The following is a 26,591-nucleotide window of genomic DNA, read 5'->3' as shown; positions in this document are numbered from 1 at the left end:
GGGTGCGCATGATCGCGCACCCTTTTTTATGTCCCAACAGTCTGCTGTTTTCCGGCCGATCCTCCCTGTCCGTTTTTGTCCCGTAAATCCTGCTCAATTTCTTCAAGGCTTTTTCCCTTTGTCTCTGTCACTTTAAATCGGACAAATAAGAACGCCATGATACCGATCGCGGCATAAATCAGGAATAAATAACTGATTCCGATCGCTTCCATTAATATTGGATAGGTTAGTGAAACAATCAGTGTCCCAACGTGCAACATTAAGGTCGAAACACCGGTCCCGATTCCTCTGACGTGAAGCGGGAACAATTCAGGAAGCATCACCCACACAACCGGTCCCCAGCTGACCGCAAAGACAACGATAAACACGCCTAAACAAATGACGGTCGTCCATGAGGCAGCCGGAGTGTTATCGAAAAAGAGATTTACTAAAGCGAGAACGATCAAGCTGATCACCATGCCCGCATTCCCGAATAGCAGTAACGGCTTTCTTCCAATCTTGTCGATGATTTTAATCGCTATTAATGTCATGAGAACATTGACTGTGCCGATTCCGACCGTGCCTAAAATCGAAGCGGAGTTTCCAAATCCGACGTTTGTAAAGGTCTTTGGCGCATAATAGATGATCGTATTCGTTCCGATAAATTGCTGCAAAAAAGCGAGTCCCAAACCGGCAATAAGCGCTGGGCGCACCCATGGATCGAACAGCTCCTTCAGGCCGCCTTCATCCTGCTTTTCCGCTTCTTTTATATCATGTATTTCCTGATCAATATCTTTTGTGCCACGCAATTTTTCAAGAATTTTCTTCGCTTTGCTTTCTTCGCCATTCGTGAACAGCCACCGCGGGCTCTCAGGCATAAACAAAATGCCAATGAGCAAGAGCAATGACGGCACAGCAGCCAATCCAAGCATCCAGCGCCACGCTTCGGCATCGGCAAATATGTAATTGACAATGTAAGAAAGAAGGATGCCGACCGTGATCATCAGCTGATTCAGTGATGACAGCGCCCCGCGTTTATGTTTTGGCGCCAGTTCAGATAAATAAAGCGGCACGATTGTCGTCGATGTTCCGACTGCAAGTCCCAAAATGATGCGAAACAGCACCATGACTCCCGTATTTGGGGCCAGTGCCACACCAAGACCGCCTATACAAAACAGCAGCGCGGCCGCCATAATTGCTTTTTTTCTTCCGAAACGGTCAGTCAGCTTACCAGCCGCTCCTGAGCCTAATATCGCCCCAACCAGTAAGGAGCTGACAACAAGACCTTCTGTAAACGCGTTTAAGCCTAACTCCTTTTTCATAAATAAAATAGCTCCGGAAATCACTCCGGTATCATAGCCATATAACGCGCCTCCAAGAGCTCCGAAAAAATAAAGCCATATATTTGACTGCTTTTTCATAAAAATGACTCCCTTTCTCCATCAGCTGCAATGACATTGTCTGTGGGATTTTTTTAGAAATCTTTTAGCCTCTTTTTCCGGCTATTAAACCTTTTTATTTTGCTGATCATAAGTTTTCCAATCATTTACTTGTATTTTTTTGAATGTCGCCGAAACATTTTACTTGTTCCAGCGTCCAATATAGGGTGATTCAGCACATTATCGTTATCAATCTTCAAAAACAAGAACTTATAAATATAGGAATATTTATCGAAAAATGTCTTTCGAGGAGTTGCCCCATGGCAAAATGAATGGTACGCTTCAAATAATAAAGAAACGTGAGGTATTGATATATGGAAGAACGATCACAGCGCAGAAAGAAAAAGAGAAAACTGAGAAAATGGGTAAAAGTCGTTGCCGGTTTAATGGCTTTCTTAGTCATTGCGGCAGGCTCTGTCGGCGCCTATGCTTTTGTAAAGCTGAACAATGCTTCTAAAGAAGCTCATATTGATCTGAATGAGAATGGTCAATCCGTAAAACGTATTAAAGAATTTGATCCGAAAAAAGATTCTTTTACTGTACTGCTTCTCGGTATCGATGCAAGAGACGCAAGTGGTGAGACAGTTGATGATGCTAGAAGTGATGCCAATGTATTGGTTACTTTTAACCGGAAGAACAAAACAGCTACAATGTTAAGCATTCCTAGGGACTCTTATGTAAATATTCCAGGCCATGGCTATGATAAATTCACTCATGCTCATGCATATGGCGGCGTAAAACTCACGGCAAAAACAGTAGAAAATCTATTGGATATTCCAGTAGATTATGTAGTAGAAAGTAATTTTGCTGCCTTTAAAGATGTTGTTAATGAGTTAAATGGTGTGAGTGTAAATGTAAAAAGTGAAAAAGTTGTTAATCAAATTAAAAAGGATACAAAAGGAAAAGTTGTATTAAAAACCGGCGTTCAAACACTCGACGGGGAAGAGGCACTTGCGTATGTAAGAACGCGTAAAGCCGATACAGATTTTCAACGCGGCCAAAGACAGATGGAAGTCTTAAATGCAATTATTAAAGAATCTAAATCTTTAAGCTCTATTCCAGCCTATGATGATATTGTTGATAGTCTAGGGAAAAATTTAAAGATGAATTTATCGTTAAATGACGCAATCGGTTTGTTTCCTTTTATAGCGTCTTTAAAATCAGTTGATTCTGAGCAGCTTACGGGATCAGACATGTATCTCTATAGCTCTCGTGAGGGCAAAAAACTGTATTACTTGCAGCTTGATAATAAAAAACTTGAAAAAGTAAAAACTGAACTAAAAGATGCCCTAAATAACTGATTTAAACGGAATGGCAAAAGCCATTTCGTTTTTTTTACTTATTTTGTTGAAAATTATCAAAGTAACGATTAGCCTTAATTTATATGGATTATGTTTCACAGGCAAGCTGAACATACTACACGAAGCAGCTTCATTTTTAAGGAGGTTCCCCTACATATGAAATGTATTGCGATTGATCTAGACGGAACATTACTGAATAAAGAAAGCGTCATTTCTGCGGAAAACAGAGAGGCGATCAAGCGGGCCGTTGATGCCGGCATTCTCGTCACCATTTGCACGGGAAGAGCGACATTTGATGTAAAAGCGCTGCTGGATGACTTGGACATCCCTATCATTGCAGCTAATGGCGGTACGATCCATGACACGGGTTACCGTTTGATCAGCCGGACATTAATGGATCAGGAAGCCGGTAAAGCGATTGCTGATTACTTACTTTCAAAAAACATTTACTTTGAGGTATATACAGATGACCATCTGCTTTCTCCTTTTGACGGCGAAGCTAAGCTGCACGCGGAGCTTGACATTCTAAAGAGCGCAAACCCAAACGAGCAGACGGATGAATTGTGGCAAGGAGCCATGACTCAATTCAAACAGTTTGGCATTAAACCAATCCCTCATATCGAATCGGTTTTTGACGGCGGTGAAAACATTTATAAGCTTCTTTGCTTCTCCTTTGATATGGACAAGCTGAAACAAGCGAAGGAAGAACTGAAGCATCATAAAAAACTGGCGCAAACCTCTTCAGGAAAACATATTATCGAAATCCTGCCGGCCTCGTCAGGAAAAGGACGCGCGTTAACAAAGCTGGCTGACCTATACGGAATTGAAACACAGGATATCTATGCGATCGGCGATAGTCCAAACGATTTGTCCATGTTTGAAGTCGCCGGACACCGTATCGCCATGGAAAATGCGATTGATGAATTAAAAGAAAAAAGCACCTTTGTCACAAAAAGCAATGACGAAAATGGTGTGGCCTACTTTATAGACCAGCTTCTTTCAGGGCAATATGCATAAAGAAAAGACTCCAGAGATTGGAGTCTTTTTCTTTTATTGCACCCGTATACTTCCTGCGTATTTATCCTTCCAATATGTGCTCGTGTTCATATTGGTAATGGTCACGCCGTTTGATAATGTGACATGAACAACTTGTCCGTTTCCGATATAGATGGAGGGATTTAAACTTGTTGATTGAAAGAACACAATGTCTCCCGGCTTCAGGTCCGCCTTCTCAATCTTAGTTCCGGCATTGTACTGGCTTGTTGCGTATCGAGGCAGGGAAATACCGGCTGCTTTCTGGTATACATATTGGACAAATCCAGCTGTATCAAATCCTGTCTCAGGTGTTACTCCGCCCTGTTTGTAAGGTACTTCACCGACATAAAGCGTCGCTTCGGAAACAATCGGATTTTCTTTCGGGATTGTCAGGTTGTCAAATCGTCGAATACCCGTCATCTTCGATTTCCAGTAATCTTCTGACAAATAGGAAATGGTTACTTTTTCTGACCGGCTCGCCTGAATGAACCTGCCTTCGCCCGCATAAATGCCTGCATGTGAAATTCCCGTTTTATACGTATTGCTGAAATAGACGACATCACCAGGCTTTATGTTCTGAGGGGCTACCTTCTCGCCCACTGCCCACTGCTGTTCGGCTGATCGCGGCAGATAAATGCCGAGTGCCTGTTGAAACACATATTGCACAAGCCCCGAGCAATCAAAGCCCTCTGACGGCGTGCTTCCGCCAAACACATATGGGACACCGATATATTTTTCGGCCTCCTGAACGACAGGAACATCAGCCGTTGCCGGATCGGCAGCGATTCGTCTCGCCCCGATATAAGTTCCGTTCCAATAGCTGCTTTTTTTGTAATTGGTGATGATAACCCCTTTTGACTGTGTACTGTGAACCATTTGGCCGTCTCCGATATAAAGGGCGTCATGTGTCGGAACAGTGCCGGTGCTTCCCTCTTTCTTGAAAAACAAAATATCACCCGGCTTCAGGTTTTCCGGTTTTACAGCTGTTCCGATTTTATACTGGTCGTTTACAGATCTCGGCAGATGAATATCAGCCTTACTGAACACATATTGTATCAATCCTGATGGATCGAAACCCGCTTTCGGCGTTTCCCCGCCATATTTATACTGATATCCAAGCAGTTTTTTTGCTTCACTGACAATCAATTCTGATGATGTATCAGCTTCCGCAATCTCCGCTTTTGTCATAATTGGAACCAAAAAACAAATGATAACCGCCACAAGCAAAAACTTCTTCCAGTTTGCCAGTGTGTTCACTTTTACTATCTCCTCCTCTTTTTGCAGTTTTAACATCGGTATTTTTTTGAATATGTTAAGAGACTTTTTAATATTTTTACAGAATGAATATGCTGGGCAAATAAAAAGAGAGTGTCTCATCAGACACTCTCTTTTTTGAATTATTTATTGGCGTTTACCGGTTCTTCCTGCTGTTGGATTTTATTCATTTCCATATCAATCTTCTGTTTTTCCTGATCTGTCAGCTGATCATTGAATTTAAAAGCTGACATAAACATGAACACGATGGCTACGGCAACAAACGGCCAGATGGCTTTGACAAATTTCATCTTTATCACTCCGTTTATTTAGATTTTAGTTTGTCACTATGATCAATATCAAACGTCAGTTTTCCGTCTTCTACTTTCCAAGCGAAATTAGAGTCTTTCGTCAGTTCGCGAATAATGGTTTTCTGTTTAAGGCTGTCTTTTTTTACAGGTGCAGGTGTCGCTTCATGGATGTCGATCGGTGTCACTTCAAAGCGGCCTGTTCCATTTTTCTTCAGGTGATACTGAACCAGTGCACTGTCTCTTGTTCTCGTCCAGCCTTGGTCAAAGACAAAGTTGCCGAGGCTGTAGAAAATGACGGTTCCGTTATATACTTCAATCGGCTCTAAGACGTGCGGGTGATGGCCGACGATGATGTCAGCTCCCGCATCAGACATGGCTCTTGCAAGCTGGCGCTGGCGGTCGTTTGGATCATTGTCATACTCTTGGCCCCAGTGTGACTGCACAACAACGATGTCCGCATGTTTTTTCGCTTCTGAAATCATAGGGATGAAGATTTCAGGATCTGCGGGCAGCACGCCCGGCGTATTCTTTTTAGCCGCGAAACCTTTCCCGGACACATCGGTAAAGCCAAGCGTCGCAATCGTTACCCCGTTGACTTTCTGGTACGAAATTTTCTTTTTCGCATCACTTAAGCTGTATCCCGCTCCAACGATATCAAGGTTTTGCTTCGCAAATTCTCCAAGCGTATCTTTCATGCCCTGAACGCCGTAATCCATTGCGTGGTTGTTTGCGCTGTTGAGAACCGTGAAATTCATATCCTTCAAGACTTTCACTGATTCCTTATTCGTCTGCAGATGAATCTCTTTATCTGCTTGTTTATAATTCTTTTGATAGGTTACCGGGTTTTCAAAGTTTCCTGCTACATAATCCGAGGCTCTAAAGATCGGTTCAACATATTGAAAAATACTGTCTGCCCCTTTTTGCTCCGTTACTTTTTCAACATAGCGTCCCATCATAATATCGCCTACAAATGAGGCTGAGAGTACGTCGTCAGAATACGTTTTGACCTTCGGCGTTTCCGCTTTTCCCGCCCACATGAAAGCGAACATAAGGACAAAAACGATCGGAATGGCGATAAATACGTGCTTATTGGTTTTCTTTTTTTGCTGTTTTGTCAGCTTTAGCAGCTTTTCATGAAAGCTCAGTTCTTTTTTCATCGTTTGACACACCTTACATTAAATTAAGTAGTAAACAAACATGATAGCAAAGGTCGCTCCGCTCAATAGCAGCGTGCTTCCGAACGTAATGGTTAAACCTTGTTTCTGAATGGTATTGGCAATTAAACCTGGCACGATGATGCCGATTCCTCGAAATTCTGCGATTTCAAATGGTACAATCGGGTATAGAAAATCAAACGCGATTTTTAGGACGATCCCTGTTATCAGCATGGCAGCGAATTTTCTGCGTCCGTACAAAATCATAAATTTCGATAAACCGTATTTCACAATAACATAAGTGAGCAAGCTCACTAGCAAAACAAGTAAAATAAAGACCGGCTGATTAAACACAAGTCCTAAATATCCCGGTACAACAAGTCCTGCCGGCACGATCCCTGTTTTTTCCGCAAAAATTAAACTGAGTAGTACACCTAAAATTAGTGCGATGTATAAATCTGATCCGAACATGTCTGCATTTCCCCCTAGCTTACGAGCTGCTTAACCTTGTATTCGTGGATTTTTTCAATTAAAGGCTCTGCGGCACCATGAATATTGCCGACGCCATATATGACACGGTTGTGCATTCTTTTCTTTAACAATTCCATAATTTCATCTGTTGACTTATACTCTAGATCATGCAGTTTGTCTGCAGGAATTTTGCCTTCTTCGTAGGCTTTTACGATCGGTTCTGTTGTTTCACCGATTAAGATCAGTTCACTTGCTTCAATATAAGGCAATACGTCATTTGCGAATTGCTGTGTCCGATCGACACGGTCTGCGCGGCAGTTCATGATGATGATCGGATCATCGGTCGGGTAACCGATTTCTTTTACACGTTTCCATATATTCAAAGTAGAAGAAGCGTCGTTTGCGGCAAACCCATTAACAAAGTGCCCAGGCTCGCTCGGACTGATCAGCGGAAGAATTCTCATTGCTCCCGGATCTGGCGGCGCATTCAGCATTCCCTTAAATGCTGTTTCTTCGTCAATGCCGAGTGCTTGAGCCACACCCAGCGCCAGAGAAGCGTTATCAGGGAATACCATGTATTCAAATTTACGTAAATACTCATCTGTAATTTTTGAGTTATCAGCAATGATGACTTTTGTGTTTCGTTCTTTTGCTTTTTGTTTAAAGAACTCGGTATATTCACTATCTGTAATGACAAGATGGCCATTATAAGGAATTGTAGCGGTAAACGCTTCTGCAATTTCATCAAGCGTCGGCCCCATGACATCCATATGGTCTTCTAAAACATTCACAATGACGCCGATATTGGCCTGCAGAAGTTCTTCCTGAAAGATGATTTGATAATCTGGGTTAACAGCCATGCATTCGCTGACAATCGCGTTAGCCCCTCTATCTACTGTTTCTCTCATGACTTCTTTTTGCTCTCCGATATTCGGCCCCTGAGGTTTCCGTTTAATCGGCTTTTCCTCCGGTGTGTCCCAGTAAATCATTCTTGCATCTGTTCCTGTTGTTTTTCCAACAGTCTTGTAACCGGCTTCTATTAATATTCCGGTTGTCAGCCTTGTCACAGTCGATTTTCCTCGGATGCCGTTAATATTCACCCGAACAGGGAGGGCATCAATGTTTTTCTGATGTCGTCGTTTTTCTAATATTCCGATGACCAGTATGACAGCACAGGCTATAATGAGTAACCACATTGCTTTTCGACATCTCCTTCTATATTGTTGTAAATTCATTCATCAGTATATAGAATCACTATGAATTCTCAATCGGCATTATGTAACATAATCTTCCCTAATCGACTAAGCCAAACTTCTCGTTTGAAAGAGATTTTATACCTACAAACTGTTTTCTATTTTTGGAAAACAGCAGGACTTATACCTTATCACTTTTTTAAAAAATCGAAGAGAATGCGCTTTCATTTTTCTCCTGATATCCTTCTGGACGTATAGTCACATCCTGCTGTTTGTATTTAATATGCATTTCAAATCAATCTTTTTTTCAGCCTGTGTTATCAAGCATCTCCTGCTATCATGCGTGTTTCCGGTTCTTATGAACACAAAATAGTTTTATCCTGTTTCTTAAGGACAAGGTCATAATGTCATCCTTTCTGCATGGAATAAGCAATATTAGGCCCATTCCAAAATGACTAAGGAGGTTCCAGATGAAAACGCTAAACATACGAGTCCGAATTCTCTAACATAATTAAACATTTTCTGGGATGATAGTCTTTTCTGTTTCTCACCATTTACAGGTCTAAACGCATGACTTTGAAACAATTTTAATAAAACTTAATATTTGTTCATGAAATCTTCATCCATATTTGTGAAGACTTTGTCAAAAAAAGAGTGAAAACCTTAAATTTTTCAATTATATATACAATTTACAAGTAGATTTCTTTTGATATTTTTATTGCCAACTTCGGATTGTTCATGATAATCTATCTATGTAAACGGTTACATAAACAAGGAGGAGCTGTTTTGGCTACAATTAAAGATGTCGCCGGAGCGGCGGGCGTTTCAGTTGCGACGGTTTCCCGCGTCCTGAATGATAACGGCTATGTACACGAAGAAACGCGAACGCGTGTCATAGCGGCGATGGCGAAGCTGAACTATTACCCGAACGAAGTCGCCAGATCTCTATATAAAAGAGAATCCCGACTGATCGGACTTTTGCTCCCGGATATCACAAACCCTTTCTTCCCCCAGCTTGCCCGCGGTGCGGAGGATGAATTGAACCGGGAAGGCTATCGCCTTATTTTCGGCAACAGTGACGAGGAATTGAAAAAAGAACTTGAATACCTTCAAACCTTTAAACAAAATCATGTCGCAGGCATTATTGCCGCAACGAATTACCCGGATCTCGAGGAATACAGCGGCATGAATTATCCAGTTGTTTTTCTGGACAGAACACTAGAAGGAGCCCCTTCTGTGTCCAGTGACGGTTATAAAGGAGGAAAGTTAGCCGCCAAGGCTATCATTCACGGAAAAAGCCAGCGCATTACACTCTTGAGAGGACCCGCTCACCTGCCGACCGCTCAAGACCGCTTTAACGGCGCTTTGGAAATCTTAAAGCAGGCTGAAGTTGAGTTTCAGGTCATTGAGACGGCTTCATTTTCAATTAAAGATGCACAATCGATGGCGAAGGAGCTGTTTGCCGCTTATCCAGCGACAGATGGTGTGATCGCGAGTAATGATATTCAAGCCGCTGCCGTTTTACATGAAGCATTGCGGCGCGGAAAAAACGTGCCGGAGGACATTCAAATTATCGGCTATGATGACATTCCGCAAAGCGGACTTCTGTTCCCGCCACTTTCTACAATTAGACAGCCTGCATATGATATGGGGAAAGAAGCTGCCAAACTGCTTTTGGGTATCATCAAAAAACAGCCGCTGGCAGAAACGGCAATTCAAATGCCTGTCACCTATATAGGAAGAAAGACGACAAGAAAGGAAGATTAAGATGCGTAATATTTGTGTGGTTGGTAGCTGTTCTATGGATTTAGTAGTCATCTCGGATAAACGCCCAAAAGCCGGTGAAACGGTTCTTGGCACGTCCTTTCAGACTGTGCCGGGCGGCAAAGGAGCAAATCAGGCCGTTGCCGCAGCCAGACTTGGGGCTCAAGTGTTTATGGTCGGCAAGGTTGGAGACGATCATTATGGAACAGCTATTTTGAATAATCTCAAAGCTAACGGCGTTCGCACTGACTATATGGAACCGGTTACACATGCGGAAAGCGGAACCGCTCATATTGTGCTTGCTGAAGGTGATAACAGCATTGTCGTTGTCAAAGGCGCGAACGATGACATCACCCCAGCGTATGCGTTAAACGCGCTCGAACAGATTGAAAAGGTCGATATGGTGCTGATTCAGCAGGAAATCCCAGAAGAAACGGTTGATGAGGTGTGCAAATACTGCCATTCTCACGATATCCCGATCATGCTAAACCCGGCACCGGCCCGCCCGCTCAAGCAGGAAACAATTGATCACGCCACCTATCTGACGCCGAATGAACACGAGGCTTCGATTTTATTCCCTGAGCTTACCATTTCTGAAGCTCTGGCGCTTTATCCGGCAAAGCTCTTTATTACAGAAGGAAAACAAGGCGTCCGCTATTCGGCTGGCAGCAAAGAAGTGCTCATCCCGTCCTTTCCTGTTGAGCCCGTTGATACAACCGGAGCCGGTGATACGTTTAACGCAGCATTTGCCGTGGCCCTGGCTGAGGGAAAAGACATTGAAGCCGCATTGCGGTTTGCCAACCGTGCCGCTTCCCTTTCTGTCTGTTCCTTCGGTGCCCAAGGCGGAATGCCGACAAGAAATGAAGTAGAGGAGCTGCTGTCATGAAAAAACACGGTATGCTGAACAGCCATCTTGCCAAGATTTTAGCCGACCTTGGCCACACTGATAAAATTGTCATCGCGGATGCCGGACTGCCTGTTCCCGACGGCGTTTTGAAAATTGATCTTTCACTGAAGCCGGGCCTTCCGGCTTTCCAAGATACAGCGGCAGTACTGGCTGAGGAAATGGCGGTCGAAAAAGTCATTGCTGCAGCTGAAATAAAAGCATCCAATCAGGACAATGCGAGATTTCTAGAAAATCTTTTCTCTGAACAAGAGATTGAATACCTTTCTCATGAGGAGTTTAAGCTGCTGACAAATGAAGCAAAGGCAGTCATAAGAACAGGAGAATTCACACCATATGCCAACTGCATCCTGCAGGCGGGTGTGCTTTTCTAGAAAGGAGGATGAAACATGCAGATTGAAATGAAAGACATTCATAAAGCATTCGGAAAAAACCAGGTGCTGTCAGGCGTTTCCTTTCAGCTCGTGCCTGGCGAGGTACATGCATTGATGGGAGAAAACGGCGCCGGCAAGTCCACGCTTATGAACATTTTGACAGGCCTGCACAAAGCAGATAAAGGTCAAATCAGCATAAACGGAAACGAAACGTATTTTTCCAATCCAAAAGAAGCGGAACAGCATGGAATAGCCTTTATCCATCAGGAATTGAATATCTGGCCGGAAATGACCGTTCTTGAGAATCTATTTATCGGTAAAGAGATATCCTCCAAGCTGGGCGTTTTACAAACAAGAAAAATGAAAGCGCTAGCAAAAGAGCAATTTGACAAACTCTCCGTCTCTCTTTCTCTTGATCAAGAAGCCGGCGAATGTTCCGTCGGACAGCAGCAAATGATCGAAATCGCAAAAGCGCTTATGACAAATGCCGAGGTAATCATTATGGATGAACCGACCGCAGCGTTGACTGAACGCGAAATCAGCAAGCTTTTTGAGGTCATTACAGCGTTAAAAAAGAACGGCGTCTCCATTGTCTATATTTCGCACCGCATGGAAGAAATTTTTGCGATTTGCGACAGAATTACCATCATGCGTGACGGAAAAACGGTAGATACAACAAACATCTCAGAAACTGATTTTGATGAAGTCGTCAAAAAAATGGTCGGACGGGAGCTGACTGAACGATATCCAAAACGCACTCCTTCTCTCGGTGACAAAGTATTCGAGGTGAAAAATGCCTCCGTAAAAGGGAGTTTTGAAGATGTCAGCTTTTATGTTCGTTCCGGTGAGATCGTCGGTGTTTCAGGATTAATGGGAGCTGGCCGGACAGAAATGATGAGAGCGCTGTTCGGGGTTGACAGGCTGGACACGGGTGAGATATGGATCGCTGGGAAAAAAACGGCTATTAAGAACCCGCAGGAAGCCGTGAAAAAAGGTCTCGGCTTTATTACAGAGAATCGCAAGGATGAAGGGCTTCTGCTCGACACCTCGATCCGCGAAAATATTGCCCTGCCCAATCTGTCCAGCTTCTCACCAAAGGGTCTCATTGATTACAAGCGGGAGGCTGAATTTGTCGATCTGTTAATCAAACGCCTCACTATCAAAACAGCATCACCGGAAACGCACGCACGCCATTTATCAGGAGGAAACCAGCAAAAAGTGGTGATAGCCAAGTGGATCGGCATCGGACCGAAAGTGCTTATCTTGGATGAGCCAACCAGAGGTGTGGATGTTGGCGCCAAACGAGAGATTTATACGCTGATGAATGAGCTGACCGAACGCGGCGTCGCTATCATCATGGTGTCATCAGAGCTGCCTGAAATTCTGGGAATGAGCGATCGGATTATCGTTGTCCATGAAGGCAGAATCAGCGGAGAGATCCATGCACGAGAAGCAACACAAGAACGAATTATGACACTTGCCACGGGAGGGCGGTAATATGAAAACGGAGCAACTGCAAACAGAACAAAAACGGATTCACTTCGACGGAGTCATGCAAAAACTCGGCCCGTTTCTTGGTTTATTTATTCTCGTTATCATTGTATCTATTTTAAATCCCAGCTTTCTTGAACCGCTGAATATTTTAAACCTGCTTCGCCAGGTCGCCATTAACGGATTAATCGCGTTCGGGATGACCTTTGTCATTTTGACAGGCGGCATTGATCTTTCTGTCGGCGCTATTCTTGCCCTGTCCAGTGCTTTAGTTGCGGGGATGATTGTGTCCGGTGTCGATCCGGTTCTCGCGATCATCCTTGGCTGTATCATTGGTGCCGTACTAGGCATGATCAACGGATTATTGATTACTAAAGGAAAAATGGCGCCCTTTATCGCCACGCTTGCGACCATGACTGTGTTTCGCGGACTGACGCTAGTGTATACAGATGGAAATCCGATTACTGGACTTGGCACAAACTTCGCTTTTCAGATGTTCGGACGCGGTTACTTTTTAGGCATTCCTGTACCGGCGATTACGATGGTTCTTGCCTTTGTCATCCTTTGGGTGCTTCTTCATAAAACACCATTCGGACGCCGAACGTACGCTATCGGCGGCAACGAAAAAGCCGCGCTCATTTCAGGCATCAAAGTGACGCGCGTGAAAGTGATGATCTATTCTTTAGCCGGGCTTTTATCCGCTCTTGCAGGTGCCATATTGACTTCCCGCCTGCATTCGGCCCAGCCGACTGCGGGGGAATCGTACGAACTTGATGCTATCGCGGCAGTCGTCTTAGGCGGGACAAGTCTTTCCGGCGGCCGAGGACGCATTGTCGGCACGTTAATCGGGGTGCTGATCATCGGCACACTTAATAACGGACTTAATCTGCTTGGCGTCTCATCATTTTATCAGCTGGTTGTCAAAGGGATTGTTATCTTAATTGCGGTATTATTAGACCGCAAGAAGTCAGCTTAGGAGGGTTTTCACATGAAAAAGGCTGTATCCGTCATTTTAACGTTATCATTATTTTTGTTAACCGCCTGTTCGCTTGAGCCTCCCCAATGGGCAAAGCCGTCAAACTCGGGGAACAAAAAGGAATTCACCATTGGCTTGTCCGTCTCAACGCTTAATAATCCTTTTTTTGTCTCATTAAAAAAGGGTATCGAAAAAGAAGCTAAAAAACGGGGAATGAAAGTCATCATTGTTGATGCACAAAATGATTCATCGAAACAGACGAGTGACGTGGAAGATTTAATTCAGCAAGGTGTTGATGCATTATTAATCAACCCGACTGATTCTTCGGCGATCTCAACGGCAGTAGAATCTGCAAACGCAGTCGGTGTGCCCGTCGTAACAATCGATCGATCTGCCGAACAAGGAAAAGTTGAAACCCTCGTTGCTTCCGATAATGTAAAGGGCGGTGAGATGGCCGCGGCGTTTATTGCCGACAAACTTGGAAAAGGAGCAAAGGTGGCAGAGCTTGAAGGCGTCCCCGGCGCATCTGCCACACGGGAACGCGGCTCAGGATTCCATAACATCGCAGACCAAAAGCTCCAAGTTGTCACAAAACAATCAGCTGACTTTGACCGCACGAAAGGCCTGACTGTCATGGAAAACCTGCTGCAGGGACATCCTGATATCCAAGCTGTTTTTGCTCACAACGATGAAATGGCGCTCGGTGCTCTCGAGGCAATTAACAGCTCGGGAAAAGACATATTGGTGATCGGCTTTGACGGCAATAAAGACGCGCTCGCTTCCATTAAAGATGGAAAGCTGTCGGCCACCGTCGCTCAGCAGCCTGAGTTAATCGGTAAACTGGCTACAGAAGCAGCAGATGATATTTTGCACGGAAAAAAAGTAAAAAAAACAATATCCGCGCCTCTCAAACTAGAAACACAAAAATAATTGTCACGGGATCAGATTTTTATCTGATCCTTTTTCATGTTTAGGAACCTGCGATAACGTGAATAGGGATATAGAATGAATTATTTCTCTTACGTGAGGAGAGGAACGGCATGAACAAACCAACAAAAATATTTTCAACATTAGCACTTGCGGCTGGAATGACTGCGGCTACTGCAGGGGGCGCTGGAACGATCCATGCCCAACAGCCAGAAACAACGGTAAGCATTGATGATTTATACAGTTATCCGATTGATTCTTATTTGGTATCAGCAGAGGCTCTAAATGTCAGAACGAAGCCTTCCGCATCAAGCCAGAAAGCCGATACGCTGCACTTAGGAGATAGCCTAAAGCTGATTTCCTTCTCAAATGCTGACTGGGCAAAGGTTCAGTATAAAAACGGAAAGATAGGATTTGTATCCACTCATTACATTGTAAAAGCAGCGACAACGGTAAAAACCAAAACAAAAACAAAAGTATATACATCCGCTGATGGAAAGAGCATTAAGACTCTTCCAGCAGACACAAGCGTTTCTTTTTTAGGCTGGAGTAAAACGAATAAAGGCGGTTTTGATTTTGATTGGGTATTCGTTGATTACGGCGGTGCGACAGGTTATATGAAAACAAAGGATTTACACATGACAAAATAACTGAGAGGGATTCCGTATCTATGCGGAATCCCTTTTATTATGAATGGATTTGTCACATTCCCAAGATATTTCTCAGGAAATATTGTCGTATGCTGTGTCGAAACCTTACATGATCATCGACATTTTTGTTCACGCTAAAAAGCGGAGGTGTAAATATGGATCAATTTGAAGCAGCATATGAATCGTATAAAGCCCGGCAAACAACTGTCGATCAAGAAAATGTTCCATCTGGAAAAGAAGAAATTATTGCGGTTAGAAGAAATGAGGAAGACAATATTATCGCAGTGAAAACCAATACAGGAAGAGAGCTCGACTACCCTACCGCGCTGTCAGAAGCAAAAGCAGGAAAACTCGCTCATGTTGATGTCTTCCATAAATACGGGCGTGACATTTTGCGAAGTGAACCGGACGGCATTAAGGAAAATAACCTGTCTGAGCTGCCGGATTTTTAAGCAAATACAGCCCTGCCGTATGTTCGACAGGGCTGTATTTTAAACAAAAGGCTGCTGGATGTATTCGGCTAACCGTTTTGCACTGAGAGAAATATCCTCTGCAGCTGCATAATTCACGCCATAGAACACATATGGAGGCAGATACTTCATGCCGATCAGATTACTTGTAGCCTGAAATGGTTTCAATAGCTCACTGATCGAGTAATGATTTGCTCCGCCCGCTTGATATTTTTCCGCTTCGCTCCCTGTTGATACAGCCAGCATCAGCTCCTTGCCATGCAAGGCATTTCCTTCTGAACCAAAAGCCCAGCCGTAAGTCAGCACAAGATCCTGCCATTTTTTCAAGAGCGGCGGAGAGCTGTACCAATATAGCGGGAATTGAAAGACAATCCGATCGTATTCCTCGCACAGCTGCTGTTCCTTCGCAACATCTATTTCTTCATCCGGGTATTCCTTATAAAGATCCCGTACTGTGATATTGTCATGTTTACTCAATTCATCAGCCCACGCCTTATTAACAACTGAGGTCTCCATATGAGGATGCACTGCCAAAACCAATATTTTCATCAGACCACACCTTTACTGTTTTGATGTTATTTTATCTAAAATCAGGAAAAGAGCCAAATAAAAAGAAAGCCCTGCTAAAAGGGGCTTTCTTTTTTTCTTTTATTCAGGGCTTCCTTCAGTTGTTTCGATATCTTTCGCAAAATCAGGGTTATCCAGATTCGCATTAAAGAAATCCGCTGTGTTCGGAAGTCTGAGATTCATGTTCATTTTTTGAGAAATCGTAACCGTGCAATCCTCAAGCACATAGTCAAAAACGTGTCCGCCTGAATTGCGTCCTTCGTCAATGAAGTGCAGGTGATAGCCAGAAACGGCGATTCCGTTTGCATAAGCTGGTGTCAAGAAACCTACGATCGTTCCTCTCACGTTGTCGAAGTTGAAAATTGGCTGTGTTTTGACCGCTTCAACCATTGGCACGTAAGGTTTTTCTTGAAGTTCTACCGTTCTTGTCTGCACCTTTTTAAACAATCCGTCAATACGAATTGCATAAAATAAGTTTCTGCTTGGCAGCAAGCTGTTGATCTCTTTTTCAAAGTCTTCGCGTGTCATTTTCGCATCAATTTTGTGCGTCATGTCCGGTGTAAAGAACGTAAATGAACAGAACGGAGAACGATCCCCGTTTTGGACTGGTGTCGCAGTTCCGTCTGAACGGAGACGGTAAAATTCGCCGTCAAACCCAATCAGCTCTCCGTCAAGCTTGTTAAAGGTTCCGATACCGAAGTCTCCATATTTCGGAATCTCTGACAGTTCAAAATCCCCGTCATATACTCCGTCTAATAGAGAAGTCATTGTTGATACTTGATAAATCTGGCTCACAGGCTGATCTTTTTGACCGCGGCTGAGCACTTGAATGTTGCTTTCTCGTTTCATATTCCCTTCACTCCTTTTATTTAGTGCTGTTCATAAAACAGTGTCGTGATGCGCAGAGTGCTAGAGAGCTTTCGTTTTCATGAGTTCACCGAATTCTTTCGGAAGCTTGTCACTTGCTAAATTAATGTTATCACTGTAGTCAACCGGGACATCAATGATGACAGGACCTTCAGCGTTCATGCCTTGACGCAGAACATCTGCCAGCTGGTCTGGTGATTCTACGCGCAAGCCAGTTGCTCCGAAGCTTTCCGCATATTTCACGATATCGATATTTCCGAAATCGACCGCAGATGTACGGTTATATTTTTTCAATTGCTGGAATGCAACCATGTCATATGTGCTGTCGTTCCATACAATGTGTACAATTGGTGCTTTTAGTCGAACCGCTGTCTCTAATTCCATTGCTGAGAATAAGAAACCGCCGTCACCAGAGACAGAAACCACTTTTTCTCCCGGTTTCACCAATGAAGCGCCGATTGCCCAAGGAAGCGCAACGCCGAGTGTTTGCATACCGTTACTGATCATTAATGTTAACGGCTCGTAGCTGCGGAAATAACGTGACATCCAAATGGCGTGCGAACCGATATCGCAAGTTACTGTAACATGATCATCGACTGCATTACGCAACTCTTTAACGATTTCAAGAGGGTGCGCTCTGTCTGATTTCCAATCTGCAGGCACCTGCTCACCTTCATGCATATATTGTTTTAAATCAGAAAGGATTTTCTGCTCACGCTCTGCAAATTCCACTTTTACAGCATCGTGTTCGATATGATTGATCGTGGACGGAATGTCACCGATCAATTCAAGATCAGGCTGGTAAGCATGATCAATGTCAGCGATAATTTCGTCTAAATGGATAATTGTCCGGGCTCCATTGACATTCCAGAATTTCGGATCATATTCAATTGGGTCATAGCCGATCGTCAGAACGACATCTGCCTGCTCTAGCAGCAAATCGCCAGGCTGGTTGCGGAACAAACCGATACGGCCAAAATACTGATCCTCTAAATCTCTCGAAAGGGTACCGGCAGCTTGATATGTTTCAACAAATGGAAGCTGAACCTTTTTCAAAAGCTTGCGAACCGCTTTAATTGCTTCCGGTCTTCCGCCTTTCATGCCGACCAAAACGACAGGAAGTTTTGCTGTTTGGATCTTTGCAATGGCCGCACTGATTGCATCATCTGCTGCAGGACCGAGTTTTGGCGCTGCAACAGCACGCACGTTTTTCGTATTTGTGACTTCATTCACAACATCTTGCGGAAAGCTCACAAAAGCGGCCCCAGCCTGCCCTGCTGACGCTATCCTAAATGCATTTGTAACAGCTTCCGGTATATTTTTTACATCTTGAACTTCTACACTGTATTTTGTAATCGGCTGGAATAGCGCCGCATTATCCAAAGATTGATGTGTCCGTTTTAAACGATCTGCACGGATCACGTTTCCAGCAAGCGCAACGACAGGGTCTCCTTCAGTATTCGCTGTCAGCAGACCTGTTGCCAAGTTCGAGGCACCCGGTCCTGATGTGACTAACACGACTCCCGGTTTTCCAGTTAAACGGCCGACTGCTTGGGCCATGAATGCTGCGTTTTGTTCGTGCCGGGCAACGATAATTTCAGGTCCTTTATCTTGTAAAGCGTCAAATACCGCATCAATTTTTGCACCTGGAATGCCAAATACATGTGTGACACCTTGCTCCACCAAGCAATCAACAACAAGCTCCGCCCCTCTGTTTTTCACAAGGGATTTTTGTTCTTTTGTTGCTTTTGTCAACACCCTCACTCCTTATTATGCATTTTAAACGTAAAATTTTAAATATCTTGTGATAAGTTTCACTATACACTCTTTGGAAATTGACCTCCAATATCGATTCGCCTTATGATTAATATGTAATACGAATTATTAACCTATGGAAAGGAATGCATATTGAATGGAGCTTCGCCATCTTCAATACTTTATCGCAGTAGCCGAAGAGCTTCATTTCGGAAAGGCTGCCCGGCGGCTGAACATGACGCAGCCTCCTCTCAGCCAGCAGATCAAACAGCTGGAGGAAGAAGTCGGAGTTACGCTTCTGAAAAGGACAAAACGATTTGTCGAGCTTACCGCAGCAGGAGAAATCTTTTTAAATCATTGCCGGATGGCATTGATGCAAATCGGACAAGGAATTGAACTGGCACAGCGGACGGCCCGCGGCGAGCAAGGCCTTCTCGTAATCGGTTTTGTCGGATCAGCTACATATGAATTTCTGCCGCCGATTGTCCGGGAATATCGTAAAAAATTCCCATCTGTGAAAATAGAACTGCGTGAAATATCCTCGTCTAGGCAGCAGGAGGAGCTACTAAAGGGCAACATTGATATTGGTATACTTCATCCTCCCTTACAGCATACAGCTTTACATATCGAAACCGCCCAAAGCAGCCCTTGTGTTTTAGCTTTGCCTAAGCAACACCCATTGACTTCTAAGGAATCAATTACGATTGAGGATTTAAGAGATGAACCAATTATTACTGTTGCTAAAGAAGCATGGCCTACTCTATACATGGATTTTATTCAGTTCTGTGAACAAGCGGGCTTCAGACCCAACATTGTCCAGGAAGCCACAGAATATCAAATGGTGATTGGTTTAGTCAGTGCCGGAATTGGTATGACATTTGTTCCTTCCTCAGCCAAAAAATTATTTAATTTGGATGTTACTTATCGAAAAATGGACCAAATACAGCTTAATGCAGAATGGGTTATTGCTTACCGCAAAGACAATCATAATCCGCTTATAAAGCATTTTATTCATATTTCAAATTGTCAGCAGACAAGAACTAAAGAGAGTGATGCAGGTACATGAACGATACTTGCAATCTCTTTTTTCTTTTGGGTTTCTTATGGAAATTTTATTAATTTAATATAATCGCTTAGTACAACTTTATATCAGTATACGTATACATACAGTACAAATAGTTGGCAAGGACATTAGTAAGCGCAGGACATTAGTTTGATTTTAAAAATGAAAGATAGAGAGGTGAAGTAAATTATTGAGTTCACCGGCATATTCACATTGCTCGTTTTTTTCGTAACAATGATTTTTATTTTCTGGAGACCAAAAGGACTAAATGAAGCTATCCCCGCCACATTTGGCGCTTTAATGGTTTTATTGTGCGGAAGTGTGTCATTGGCAGACTTAGGGGAAATCGGAACAAAAGTCACGGGTGCATCGGTTACAATCCTTGCCACTATGATTATGGCCATTGCACTAGAAAGCTTTGGTTTCTTTTATTGGGTGGCTGCAAAACTGCTCCAACAATCCAAGGGTTCAGGCATCAAGCTTTTTTGGCTAACCAATTTGCTCTGCTTTCTCATGACCATTTTCCTGAATAATGATGGGAGCATTTTGATCACAACTCCAATCCTTTTGCTTGTACTAAAATATTTAGGTTTAAAAAAACATCAAAAAGCCCCATATTTATTAAGCGGTGTTTTAATAGCCACAGCCTCTAGCGCACCGATTGGCGTAAGTAATATTGTTAATTTAATTTCTCTCAAAATAATTGGAATGGATCTATATCTTCACACTGCCATGATGTTTGTCCCTAGTATGATGGGACTCATTTTTATGACTTGTCTACTGTTTATGTTCTTTTATAAACGTCTTCCCAAGAACCTGCCAGATATACCGAGCCATTTTCAGTCTCTGCGGCATAGAAGGTACCATCCTCTTCATTCGCCATCAGCTCCTTTACCAGAACAAAATCAAACAAAAATCATGTTGTTTGTGCTTGCATTTGTTTTTCTCGTCAGAATGAGTCTATTTGCAGCATCATATACCGGTATTTCTGTTCCTCTAGTCGCTGTCATCGGATCTTTTATCCTGTTGAGCTGGAGATGGATTTATTTCAAAACCTCCCCAAGAGACTTGTTATATAAATCGCCTTGGCACATTTTTATATTCGCTTTTACTATGTATGTCTTAATTTATGGTCTGCATAATATTGGATTCACTGAGTTACTTGTGAATTATTTTGAACCCGTGGTTTCTGGAAGCCTCGCCCATGCAACTTTCGCATCAGGTATCTCTACTTCTGTTTTTTCTAATCTCTTTAACAATCATCCAGCGTTAATGATCAGTACTTTTACCTTAACTGAAATGACCCTGAATCCTTCAACCACAAAAATCATCTACTTGGCAAATATTATCGGCAGTGATATCGGTTCATTATTATTACCTATGGGAACCTTAGCAACGCTTATTTGGATGCATATATTAAAACAGCATGATGAAAGTATTTCATGGGGCGAATATATAAAAACGACCATTATCATCATTCCGCTGACTGTTCTTTTTACGTTAACATGTTTATATTTTTGGATCAGTTGGTTATTTCTTTAGTACAGTATGAAACGAAAAACTGCCTTCTGCTATTCAAGAGGGCAGTTTTGTATACACTAGGGAAGATGCATTGTCTTTAGATGATTTAACTTCCAAATGACTGGCTCTCCACTTGCGTTAATAAGCTCAATTATATTATTAGAGACATCCTTTAATAGACCAACTTTTTCTGGCACCTCTCCCATATCAAATATGACCAATTCACCAATATTTTTTTTGATCTGCTCCTCAAAATTACGTACAAGAGGAACTTTGGAAGGCACGACAGGCAATTGTGAGTTGTCAAGAGTATACGGTGTTTGTTCAGTTGAATAAGGGGTAAACCATTTTAAATGATGCATAGATATAAAAAGGATTTTAAATACGGGTGAGAAAAATACAATATAATCGTTTAAAACATTTGTAACATACCCATGGATCGATCGACCCCCAGTTACATAAACTTCAATAAACTGGCCTTTGACCTTGTTTAATGTATTTCTATATGAAAAAGCTTGAGTTTCTGCCTCTATCATTGGATCTTCCGGATTGATCAAAAATGGCTTCTCAGTACTGGTCATTATTTTCGCCTTGTTCATTTGATGAAGATGCAACAAGGGAATATAAAGATAATTGCAGCCATCAAAAATAACAAAAATATCCTGTCCGATATCTATGAGGGTGCCGACAAACCTTGTATCTCCTGAAATGACAACCTCAACATCTGTGTTAAGGAATTGATTCAAACCTTTCACGATTCTCCTCCTTTAACTGAAAAAGGGCATCACTTAATCTGATGCTCCTCCATTATCTATTAAAATTTACGTTTCCAGTGATAGTCTATCGTTCTGACAATCGTTTCATAGCTATAATCTTCCTTTTGTTTTCCTGAACTTTTTAAGGAACTTGAATAACCTGGTGATCTTGATGATTGATAATCTGAAGATCTTGGTGATCGTTTAGATGTTTTTGATGAACTCTTTGAACCTGATGAGCTGTAAGATTTTGATGATTGATGATCTGAAGATTTTGATGATCGTTTAGATGATTTTGATGAACTTTTTGAACGTGACGAACGACCAGATTTGGATGATTGATAATCTGAAGATTTTAGTGATCGTTTAGATGATTTTGATGAGCTATATGATTTTGAAGAAATGAATGAATTGCTGTCCTTATCATTATTGTCTTCCTGGCTTTGTTCATTTTTTTGATCCTCTTTTTTGTACGACCCTTTTGGGCCTAAGCTGATGCTTTTTATGTGAAAAGGATAGATGCGAAGCACCTCTTGATTTTTCACTATAGTATAATGGCCGTCGGCATTATCTACAAGGATACCCTCAATGGCTTCCGGACCTCCACGATTAATTGAAACCCATTTATGAGTCAGACTCTTAAAAACCTCGCTTAAATAATCAGCTTCCAAGACACCCGCTGGCGTCTGTCCTTCTATTTTCAAATCGGGCTCATGTTTACTTATACTCTTGATGTGATGGATATTAAAATACACTACCCCATCCTCATTTGTGTTTAACGCAGCGTAATCATCTCCCAGCCAGACCAATCTTCCTTTTTTAGATTCCGGCCCCCCCTGATTAAATTGAACTGATTGGTTCATTAATTGTCCGATTAAGCTATGAAAATCGTCAGCGTCGGGCATTTCCTCAGTCTCAATTGCTGTGGTGCTATTATTGGTATCCTCAGTAATACTTTTCACATGATCCAACTGATAATAAATTATTTTTTTTTCAGCTTGTAAAGCAATATAATCTGATTTTACAGCAGTTAATTTCCCTTTTTTAGATTCCGGACCTCCACGATATACAGTAACAATTTTATCTTTCATTGAATGCAAAAAGTTATAATAAGATATTTCATCATTTGAATGATACTTCATTCTCCTCTTGCTCATTCAAGTTCCTCCTAGTCACTTATACATAGATGATAAACATATTGCATATATACGTGTCACGATTATTTGTTGAACTAATTCAATAGCCTAATTGTCGCTTTTTCAGCAGAATACCTATTTTCACACATTCATAAAATACTTAAATTATTTTTGAGGTATTGTGAACGGTTTTTAATATATTCACAAATCACATCCGGCTCACGGTCAAAACGCTCAACATCATTCTTTTTATATGGGTCCATCAGGACAAAAGGCCTAATCCGCTCATACATAGCCATTATTTTCGGTTCCATATATTCTATCGTAAAAAGAGATTGAAGCGTTTTTTCTAACAGCCGCTTGTAGGACTTGCGAAAATCGGATTCATCCAATATCCGGGCGGTTAGTGTATTAAATCCTTGAATTCTTACATAATCGGCAGCCATCCGCTCTCCATGGATATCCCTGCCCCAGGTCGCATCATAATCCCAAGGAATCACCTCAAATAATCCGGTTTCCCCGCTTCTGTATAATGCGTAGTTGTGGACAAACCCGTCATAGTTCGAGGTGAATACAATACCGGCAAGCCAGCGCAAATACTTATCGACATCCACGTGTTTTGTCACTTCTGACTTAAACTGAGCTTTAGGGACAGTATTAATTTTAAAAATCATATCCTGTAAATAAAAATCATCTTCCACAGTCCCTGTCTTCTTTTCATATCCAAGCTCCAGCGACGTCTTCGTTTCCTTTTCCAAATCGCTCATCAGAGAAAAGTTAGCATCATCATCCACCGCGTAAAAAATCGCGCCATCAGCCAGCTTCCTTTTCGCTAAATAATATTCATCAACGGATTCAAGTTCAAGATAAACCCCTTCATTCTTCCCATTCACCTTTACAAACACAAATTCTGCTTTTGGAGACAGTGTCCCTAGCTCCGAGAAAAAATCCAGAGACAATTTGTTTCTCATCAAGGAAGGGTCTTTGTACTCCGCATTTAAGTGAATCTCTCGCGCGCCGCGGAATGTTTTCGGCTGATAAAAGGAAATATGGTATGACTTCTTTTTGAAGTCTCTGATATGTGATCCCCGATAAGCGATATCAATATCCAGCCTTTTTTGATTTACCTTCATCACAGCTGGCACCGGATCATCGTCCCATATATCCTTTTTTAATTCACGCAAATCTTTTGGATGAACAAACAGCTGATAAAGCGGTAAATTGGATTGATTCTTCATCCATAATCCTCCTTACAAATTTTAGGCTTTTATTTTTTATAAGATCTCAGCGGAACACTTATACACTTTTTAAAACCGCGCGTACTATGAGGGTAGTAAGGATCTTCATCCTTAACATCATTTTTAAAAGGAGGATTTCAAATTGGGCCACTATTCCCATTCTGACATCAAAGAAGCGGTGAAATCCGCAAAAAAAGAAGGTTTAAAGGATTATTTATACCAAGAGCCTCATGGAAAAAAACGCAGTCATAAAAAGTCGCACCGCACTCACAAAAAATCTCGCAGCCACAAAAAATCATTCTGTTCTCACAAAAAATCTCGCAGCCACAAAAAATCATACTGCTCTCACAAGAAATCTCGCAGCCACAAAAAATCGTACCGTTCTCACAAAAAATCTCGCAGCTATAAAAAATCTTGCCGTTCCTACAAAAAATCTCGCAGCTATAAAAAATCTTGCCGTTCTTACAAAAAATCTCGCAGCTACAAAAAGTCATACTGTTCTCACAAGAAAAAATCTCGCAGCTATAAGAAGTCATGCCGCACACACAAAAAATCTTATCGTTCCCATAAGAAGTACTACAAAAAACCGCACCACCACTGCGACGACTACAAAAAACACGATGATTATGACAGCAAAAAAGAATACTGGAAAGACGGCAATTGCTGGGTAGTCAAAAAGAAATACAAATAATCTAAGTTTTCATTGTTTCAATAGGCTGCCGGCGGAGGTACGGAAGCCTATTTTTTTATTTGCCCTGTATTAGATATATGTCATGACATAACATATGCAACCCGCATCATTTGGTTTCCTTTAAACCATTTCGTTATAATCGAGGTATCCTAACGATAAAGGCGGTTGTTGCTATGTACATATTTCAAGCTGATCAGCTTAGTGCCAAAGACACATACAAGCTATTGTCAGGTACCGTTATTCCCCGCCCCATTGCATTTGTGACAACACTTTCTTCAGGAGGAGCGGTCAATGCCGCGCCTTTCAGTTTTTATAACGTCGTCAGCTCAGATCCTCCGCTTCTCAGTATTTCTGTTAACAGGACGGAAGGACGCCAAAAAGATACAGCGCGAAACGCAGTGGAGAACGGAGAATTTGTCGTTCATGTCAGTGATGAAGCCATCATTGAAGATATCAATGAAACAGCTGCAAGCTTAAGGCCGGATGAAAGCGAGCTTACACGCACCTCGCTTCATCCTGTTGAAAGCAAAGCTGTTTCAGTTCCCGGCATTAAGGAAGCCCGCGTTCGCTTTGAGTGCAAATTAGAGCGGCATATTACCTTTGACAATGATCATGGCGTCACTACAGCAGATCTGCTCATCGGAAGAGTTGTCTGCTTCCACCTAGATGAAAAGGTGTATGATGCAGAAAAGGGATATATTTTAACGGACGAATTAAAGCCTGCCTCACGATTGGCGGGAAATCACTATGCCAAGCTCGGAGAAGAATTCACACTGATTCGTCCCAGCTGAAGAGAAGGACTATTTAAATAGAAGAAACTAGTCAAAAAGACCTTATGATTACAAAATATCGTCTGTAAAAAACTGAAAAAATATCAAAAAAAGAACACCCAGAGTAAGCTCGGGGTGTTCTTTTGTGAAACGTTTTTCCTTTTTCTTCGTATAAAGGTAGATTAGGAGGAATTGGAATGACAAACTTTTGGATTTTAATGCTGATCGCTATTACCATCAGTCTCGTCTCTCAATTTTTTATAAAGAAAAAATACGGTATTGATAAATCCGGCTGGCGATATAAGCATGTCAGCAATACACACAAATGGATCGAAATCACTTTACTTATTTTGTTTGTGTTTTCACTCTCCTTTTTTCCAGTTGAATATTTGCTTCTTTTATTTTTTATTGTGATTGACTCAATACGAATTTTTATGGAGTGGCATTATAGACCTGAAGATAAAAAGTATATGTACCACATTGTAGAGGTCTCCCTAATGTTTGCGCTTTTGATTTATATTTGTATCCTCTAGTT

The 26,591-nt window shown here is 42.2% G+C and carries 27 protein-coding genes; 15 read left to right on the top strand and 12 right to left on the bottom strand.

Annotation, left to right across the window (positions count from 1 at the left end; translation table 11 throughout):
* Positions 1-26: 26 nt before the first annotated feature.
* Positions 27-1,400 (bottom strand): sugar porter family MFS transporter, encoded by a 1,374-nt coding sequence (locus ACQVGT_RS02775; protein WP_015384820.1) that lies wholly within the window; start codon positions 1,398-1,400, stop codon positions 27-29.
* A 332-nt stretch (positions 1,401-1,732) separates the two neighbouring features.
* Here ACQVGT_RS02775 and ACQVGT_RS02770 point away from each other — a divergent pair, with 332 nt between their 5' ends.
* Positions 1,733-2,719, top strand: coding sequence for an LCP family protein (locus ACQVGT_RS02770; protein ID WP_015384821.1), 987 nt, complete (start codon positions 1,733-1,735; stop codon positions 2,717-2,719).
* A 156-nt stretch (positions 2,720-2,875) separates the two neighbouring features.
* Complete coding sequence (ywtE, locus tag ACQVGT_RS02765; RefSeq protein WP_015384822.1) at positions 2,876-3,736, top strand: 5-amino-6-(5-phospho-D-ribitylamino)uracil phosphatase YwtE; 861 nt, start codon at positions 2,876-2,878, stop codon at positions 3,734-3,736.
* A gap of 33 nt (positions 3,737-3,769) precedes the next feature.
* Here the strand turns inward: ywtE and pgdS are convergent, their stop codons facing one another.
* The 5 genes from pgdS to pgsB form a co-directional block, all read right to left on the bottom strand.
* A complete protein-coding gene (pgdS, locus tag ACQVGT_RS02760; RefSeq protein WP_015483782.1) occupies positions 3,770-5,011 on the bottom strand; it encodes a gamma-DL-glutamyl hydrolase in 1,242 nt (413 codons plus the stop codon).
* Between the two features lie 140 nt (positions 5,012-5,151).
* Positions 5,152-5,319 (bottom strand): extrachromosomal elements maintenance protein EdmS, encoded by a 168-nt coding sequence (gene edmS, locus ACQVGT_RS02755; RefSeq protein ID WP_003227896.1) that lies wholly within the window; start codon positions 5,317-5,319, stop codon positions 5,152-5,154.
* A gap of 14 nt (positions 5,320-5,333) precedes the next feature.
* Positions 5,334-6,476 carry a capsular polyglutamate synthetase PgsA gene (gene pgsA, locus ACQVGT_RS02750; RefSeq protein WP_003243306.1) on the bottom strand — a complete coding sequence of 381 codons (1,143 nt, stop codon included), beginning with the start codon at positions 6,474-6,476 and terminating at the stop codon, positions 5,334-5,336.
* A gap of 18 nt (positions 6,477-6,494) precedes the next feature.
* Entirely contained in the window at positions 6,495-6,944 is a 450-nt protein-coding gene (pgsC, locus tag ACQVGT_RS02745) for a poly-gamma-glutamate biosynthesis protein PgsC (RefSeq protein WP_003227889.1), read from the bottom strand.
* 14 nt (positions 6,945-6,958) lie between these two features.
* Positions 6,959-8,140: a poly-gamma-glutamate synthase PgsB gene (pgsB, locus tag ACQVGT_RS02740; protein WP_014478160.1), complete on the bottom strand. Its 1,182-nt coding sequence runs from the start codon at positions 8,138-8,140 to the stop codon at positions 6,959-6,961.
* A gap of 783 nt (positions 8,141-8,923) precedes the next feature.
* Between pgsB and ACQVGT_RS02735 the strand changes: the two genes are divergently transcribed.
* The 8 genes from ACQVGT_RS02735 (at position 8,924) to ACQVGT_RS02700 (ending at position 15,675) form a co-directional block, all read left to right on the top strand.
* Positions 8,924-9,904, top strand: coding sequence for a LacI family DNA-binding transcriptional regulator (locus tag ACQVGT_RS02735; RefSeq protein ID WP_015483783.1), 981 nt, complete (start codon positions 8,924-8,926; stop codon positions 9,902-9,904).
* Between the two features lies 1 nt (position 9,905).
* Complete coding sequence (gene rbsK, locus ACQVGT_RS02730; RefSeq protein ID WP_015483784.1) at positions 9,906-10,787, top strand: ribokinase; 882 nt, start codon at positions 9,906-9,908, stop codon at positions 10,785-10,787.
* The gene (gene rbsD, locus ACQVGT_RS02725; protein ID WP_015384827.1) at positions 10,784-11,179 is read left to right on the top strand and encodes a D-ribose pyranase; all 396 of its coding nucleotides are present in this window, start codon (positions 10,784-10,786) and stop codon (positions 11,177-11,179) included. The genes rbsK and rbsD overlap by 4 nt, the downstream gene beginning before the upstream one ends.
* Before the next feature lie 15 nt (positions 11,180-11,194).
* Positions 11,195-12,676, top strand: a complete 1,482-nt coding sequence (gene rbsA / locus ACQVGT_RS02720) for a ribose ABC transporter ATP-binding protein RbsA (protein WP_015384828.1) — start codon at positions 11,195-11,197, stop codon at positions 12,674-12,676.
* Between the two features lies 1 nt (position 12,677).
* Positions 12,678-13,646, top strand: coding sequence for a ribose ABC transporter permease RbsC (gene rbsC, locus ACQVGT_RS02715; RefSeq protein WP_015483786.1), 969 nt, complete (start codon positions 12,678-12,680; stop codon positions 13,644-13,646).
* Positions 13,647-13,658: 12 nt separating this feature from the next.
* Complete coding sequence (rbsB, locus tag ACQVGT_RS02710; protein WP_015384829.1) at positions 13,659-14,576, top strand: ribose ABC transporter substrate-binding protein RbsB; 918 nt, start codon at positions 13,659-13,661, stop codon at positions 14,574-14,576.
* Positions 14,577-14,686: 110 nt separating this feature from the next.
* The gene (locus tag ACQVGT_RS02705) at positions 14,687-15,223 is read left to right on the top strand and encodes an SH3 domain-containing protein (RefSeq protein WP_015384830.1); all 537 of its coding nucleotides are present in this window, start codon (positions 14,687-14,689) and stop codon (positions 15,221-15,223) included.
* 155 nt (positions 15,224-15,378) lie between these two features.
* Positions 15,379-15,675: a DUF3892 domain-containing protein gene (locus ACQVGT_RS02700; protein ID WP_015384831.1), complete on the top strand. Its 297-nt coding sequence runs from the start codon at positions 15,379-15,381 to the stop codon at positions 15,673-15,675.
* Between the two features lie 39 nt (positions 15,676-15,714).
* Here the strand turns inward: ACQVGT_RS02700 and ACQVGT_RS02695 are convergent, their stop codons facing one another.
* The 3 genes from ACQVGT_RS02695 to alsS form a co-directional block, all read right to left on the bottom strand.
* Positions 15,715-16,242, bottom strand: coding sequence for an NAD(P)H-dependent oxidoreductase (locus tag ACQVGT_RS02695; protein WP_015384832.1), 528 nt, complete (start codon positions 16,240-16,242; stop codon positions 15,715-15,717).
* A 99-nt stretch (positions 16,243-16,341) separates the two neighbouring features.
* Entirely contained in the window at positions 16,342-17,109 is a 768-nt protein-coding gene (budA, locus tag ACQVGT_RS02690; RefSeq protein WP_015384833.1) for an acetolactate decarboxylase, read from the bottom strand.
* Between the two features lie 60 nt (positions 17,110-17,169).
* Positions 17,170-18,882, bottom strand: a complete 1,713-nt coding sequence (gene alsS, locus ACQVGT_RS02685; protein ID WP_015483787.1) for an acetolactate synthase AlsS — start codon at positions 18,880-18,882, stop codon at positions 17,170-17,172.
* Positions 18,883-19,039: 157 nt separating this feature from the next.
* Here alsS and alsR point away from each other — a divergent pair, with 157 nt between their 5' ends.
* Both alsR and ACQVGT_RS02675 read left to right on the top strand, forming a co-directional pair.
* Positions 19,040-19,948, top strand: a complete 909-nt coding sequence (alsR, locus tag ACQVGT_RS02680; protein WP_003227859.1) for an acetoin biosynthesis transcriptional regulator AlsR — start codon at positions 19,040-19,042, stop codon at positions 19,946-19,948.
* Between the two features lie 210 nt (positions 19,949-20,158).
* The gene (locus ACQVGT_RS02675; protein ID WP_080109047.1) at positions 20,159-21,487 is read left to right on the top strand and encodes an arsenic transporter; all 1,329 of its coding nucleotides are present in this window, start codon (positions 20,159-20,161) and stop codon (positions 21,485-21,487) included.
* Between the two features lie 56 nt (positions 21,488-21,543).
* On the opposite strand, the gene ACQVGT_RS02670 is transcribed toward ACQVGT_RS02675, so the two are convergent.
* The 3 genes from ACQVGT_RS02670 to cotH all read right to left on the bottom strand — a co-directional run bounded on the left by ACQVGT_RS02670 (position 21,544) and on the right by cotH (position 24,595).
* Positions 21,544-22,221 (bottom strand): DUF2642 domain-containing protein, encoded by a 678-nt coding sequence (locus ACQVGT_RS02670; RefSeq protein WP_003227857.1) that lies wholly within the window; start codon positions 22,219-22,221, stop codon positions 21,544-21,546.
* Between the two features lie 59 nt (positions 22,222-22,280).
* Positions 22,281-23,378 (bottom strand): hypothetical protein, encoded by a 1,098-nt coding sequence (locus ACQVGT_RS02665; protein WP_015384836.1) that lies wholly within the window; start codon positions 23,376-23,378, stop codon positions 22,281-22,283.
* A 128-nt stretch (positions 23,379-23,506) separates the two neighbouring features.
* Entirely contained in the window at positions 23,507-24,595 is a 1,089-nt protein-coding gene (cotH, locus tag ACQVGT_RS02660; protein WP_015384837.1) for a spore coat protein CotH, read from the bottom strand.
* Positions 24,596-24,737: 142 nt separating this feature from the next.
* Here cotH and ACQVGT_RS02655 point away from each other — a divergent pair, with 142 nt between their 5' ends.
* The 3 genes from ACQVGT_RS02655 (at position 24,738) to ACQVGT_RS02645 (ending at position 26,589) form a co-directional block, all read left to right on the top strand.
* Positions 24,738-25,286, top strand: a complete 549-nt coding sequence (locus ACQVGT_RS02655) for a CotG/ExsB N-terminal domain-containing protein (RefSeq protein WP_046340272.1) — start codon at positions 24,738-24,740, stop codon at positions 25,284-25,286.
* Positions 25,287-25,459: 173 nt separating this feature from the next.
* Entirely contained in the window at positions 25,460-26,077 is a 618-nt protein-coding gene (locus ACQVGT_RS02650; RefSeq protein ID WP_015384839.1) for a flavin reductase family protein, read from the top strand.
* 176 nt (positions 26,078-26,253) lie between these two features.
* A complete protein-coding gene (locus tag ACQVGT_RS02645; RefSeq protein WP_015384840.1) occupies positions 26,254-26,589 on the top strand; it encodes a DUF4181 domain-containing protein in 336 nt (111 codons plus the stop codon).
* Positions 26,590-26,591 lie beyond the last annotated feature (2 nt).

The organism is Bacillus sp. SCT118 (assembly GCF_058566435.1).
This window is presented reverse-complemented; position numbering and strand designations above follow the sequence as displayed.

Coding starts and splice junctions, on each gene's coding strand:
- ACQVGT_RS02775 (WP_015384820.1), bottom strand. CDS start 1,400: ATGAAAAAGCAGTCAAATATATGGCTTTATTTTTTCGGAGCTCTTGGA.
- ACQVGT_RS02770 (WP_015384821.1), top strand. CDS start 1,733: ATGGAAGAACGATCACAGCGCAGAAAGAAAAAGAGAAAACTGAGAAAA.
- ywtE (WP_015384822.1), top strand. CDS start 2,876: ATGAAATGTATTGCGATTGATCTAGACGGAACATTACTGAATAAAGAA.
- edmS (WP_003227896.1), bottom strand. CDS start 5,319: ATGAAATTTGTCAAAGCCATCTGGCCGTTTGTTGCCGTAGCCATCGTG.
- pgsA (WP_003243306.1), bottom strand. CDS start 6,476: ATGAAAAAAGAACTGAGCTTTCATGAAAAGCTGCTAAAGCTGACAAAA.
- pgsC (WP_003227889.1), bottom strand. CDS start 6,944: ATGTTCGGATCAGATTTATACATCGCACTAATTTTAGGTGTACTACTC.
- pgsB (WP_014478160.1), bottom strand. CDS start 8,140: ATGTGGTTACTCATTATAGCCTGTGCTGTCATACTGGTCATCGGAATA.
- rbsK (WP_015483784.1), top strand. CDS start 9,906: ATGCGTAATATTTGTGTGGTTGGTAGCTGTTCTATGGATTTAGTAGTC.
- rbsD (WP_015384827.1), top strand. CDS start 10,784: ATGAAAAAACACGGTATGCTGAACAGCCATCTTGCCAAGATTTTAGCC.
- rbsA (WP_015384828.1), top strand. CDS start 11,195: ATGCAGATTGAAATGAAAGACATTCATAAAGCATTCGGAAAAAACCAG.
- rbsC (WP_015483786.1), top strand. CDS start 12,678: ATGAAAACGGAGCAACTGCAAACAGAACAAAAACGGATTCACTTCGAC.
- rbsB (WP_015384829.1), top strand. CDS start 13,659: ATGAAAAAGGCTGTATCCGTCATTTTAACGTTATCATTATTTTTGTTA.
- ACQVGT_RS02705 (WP_015384830.1), top strand. CDS start 14,687: ATGAACAAACCAACAAAAATATTTTCAACATTAGCACTTGCGGCTGGA.
- ACQVGT_RS02700 (WP_015384831.1), top strand. CDS start 15,379: ATGGATCAATTTGAAGCAGCATATGAATCGTATAAAGCCCGGCAAACA.
- ACQVGT_RS02695 (WP_015384832.1), bottom strand. CDS start 16,242: ATGAAAATATTGGTTTTGGCAGTGCATCCTCATATGGAGACCTCAGTT.
- budA (WP_015384833.1), bottom strand. CDS start 17,109: ATGAAACGAGAAAGCAACATTCAAGTGCTCAGCCGCGGTCAAAAAGAT.
- alsR (WP_003227859.1), top strand. CDS start 19,040: ATGGAGCTTCGCCATCTTCAATACTTTATCGCAGTAGCCGAAGAGCTT.
- ACQVGT_RS02665 (WP_015384836.1), bottom strand. CDS start 23,378: ATGAGCAAGAGGAGAATGAAGTATCATTCAAATGATGAAATATCTTAT.
- cotH (WP_015384837.1), bottom strand. CDS start 24,595: ATGAAGAATCAATCCAATTTACCGCTTTATCAGCTGTTTGTTCATCCA.
- ACQVGT_RS02650 (WP_015384839.1), top strand. CDS start 25,460: ATGTACATATTTCAAGCTGATCAGCTTAGTGCCAAAGACACATACAAG.
- ACQVGT_RS02645 (WP_015384840.1), top strand. CDS start 26,254: ATGACAAACTTTTGGATTTTAATGCTGATCGCTATTACCATCAGTCTC.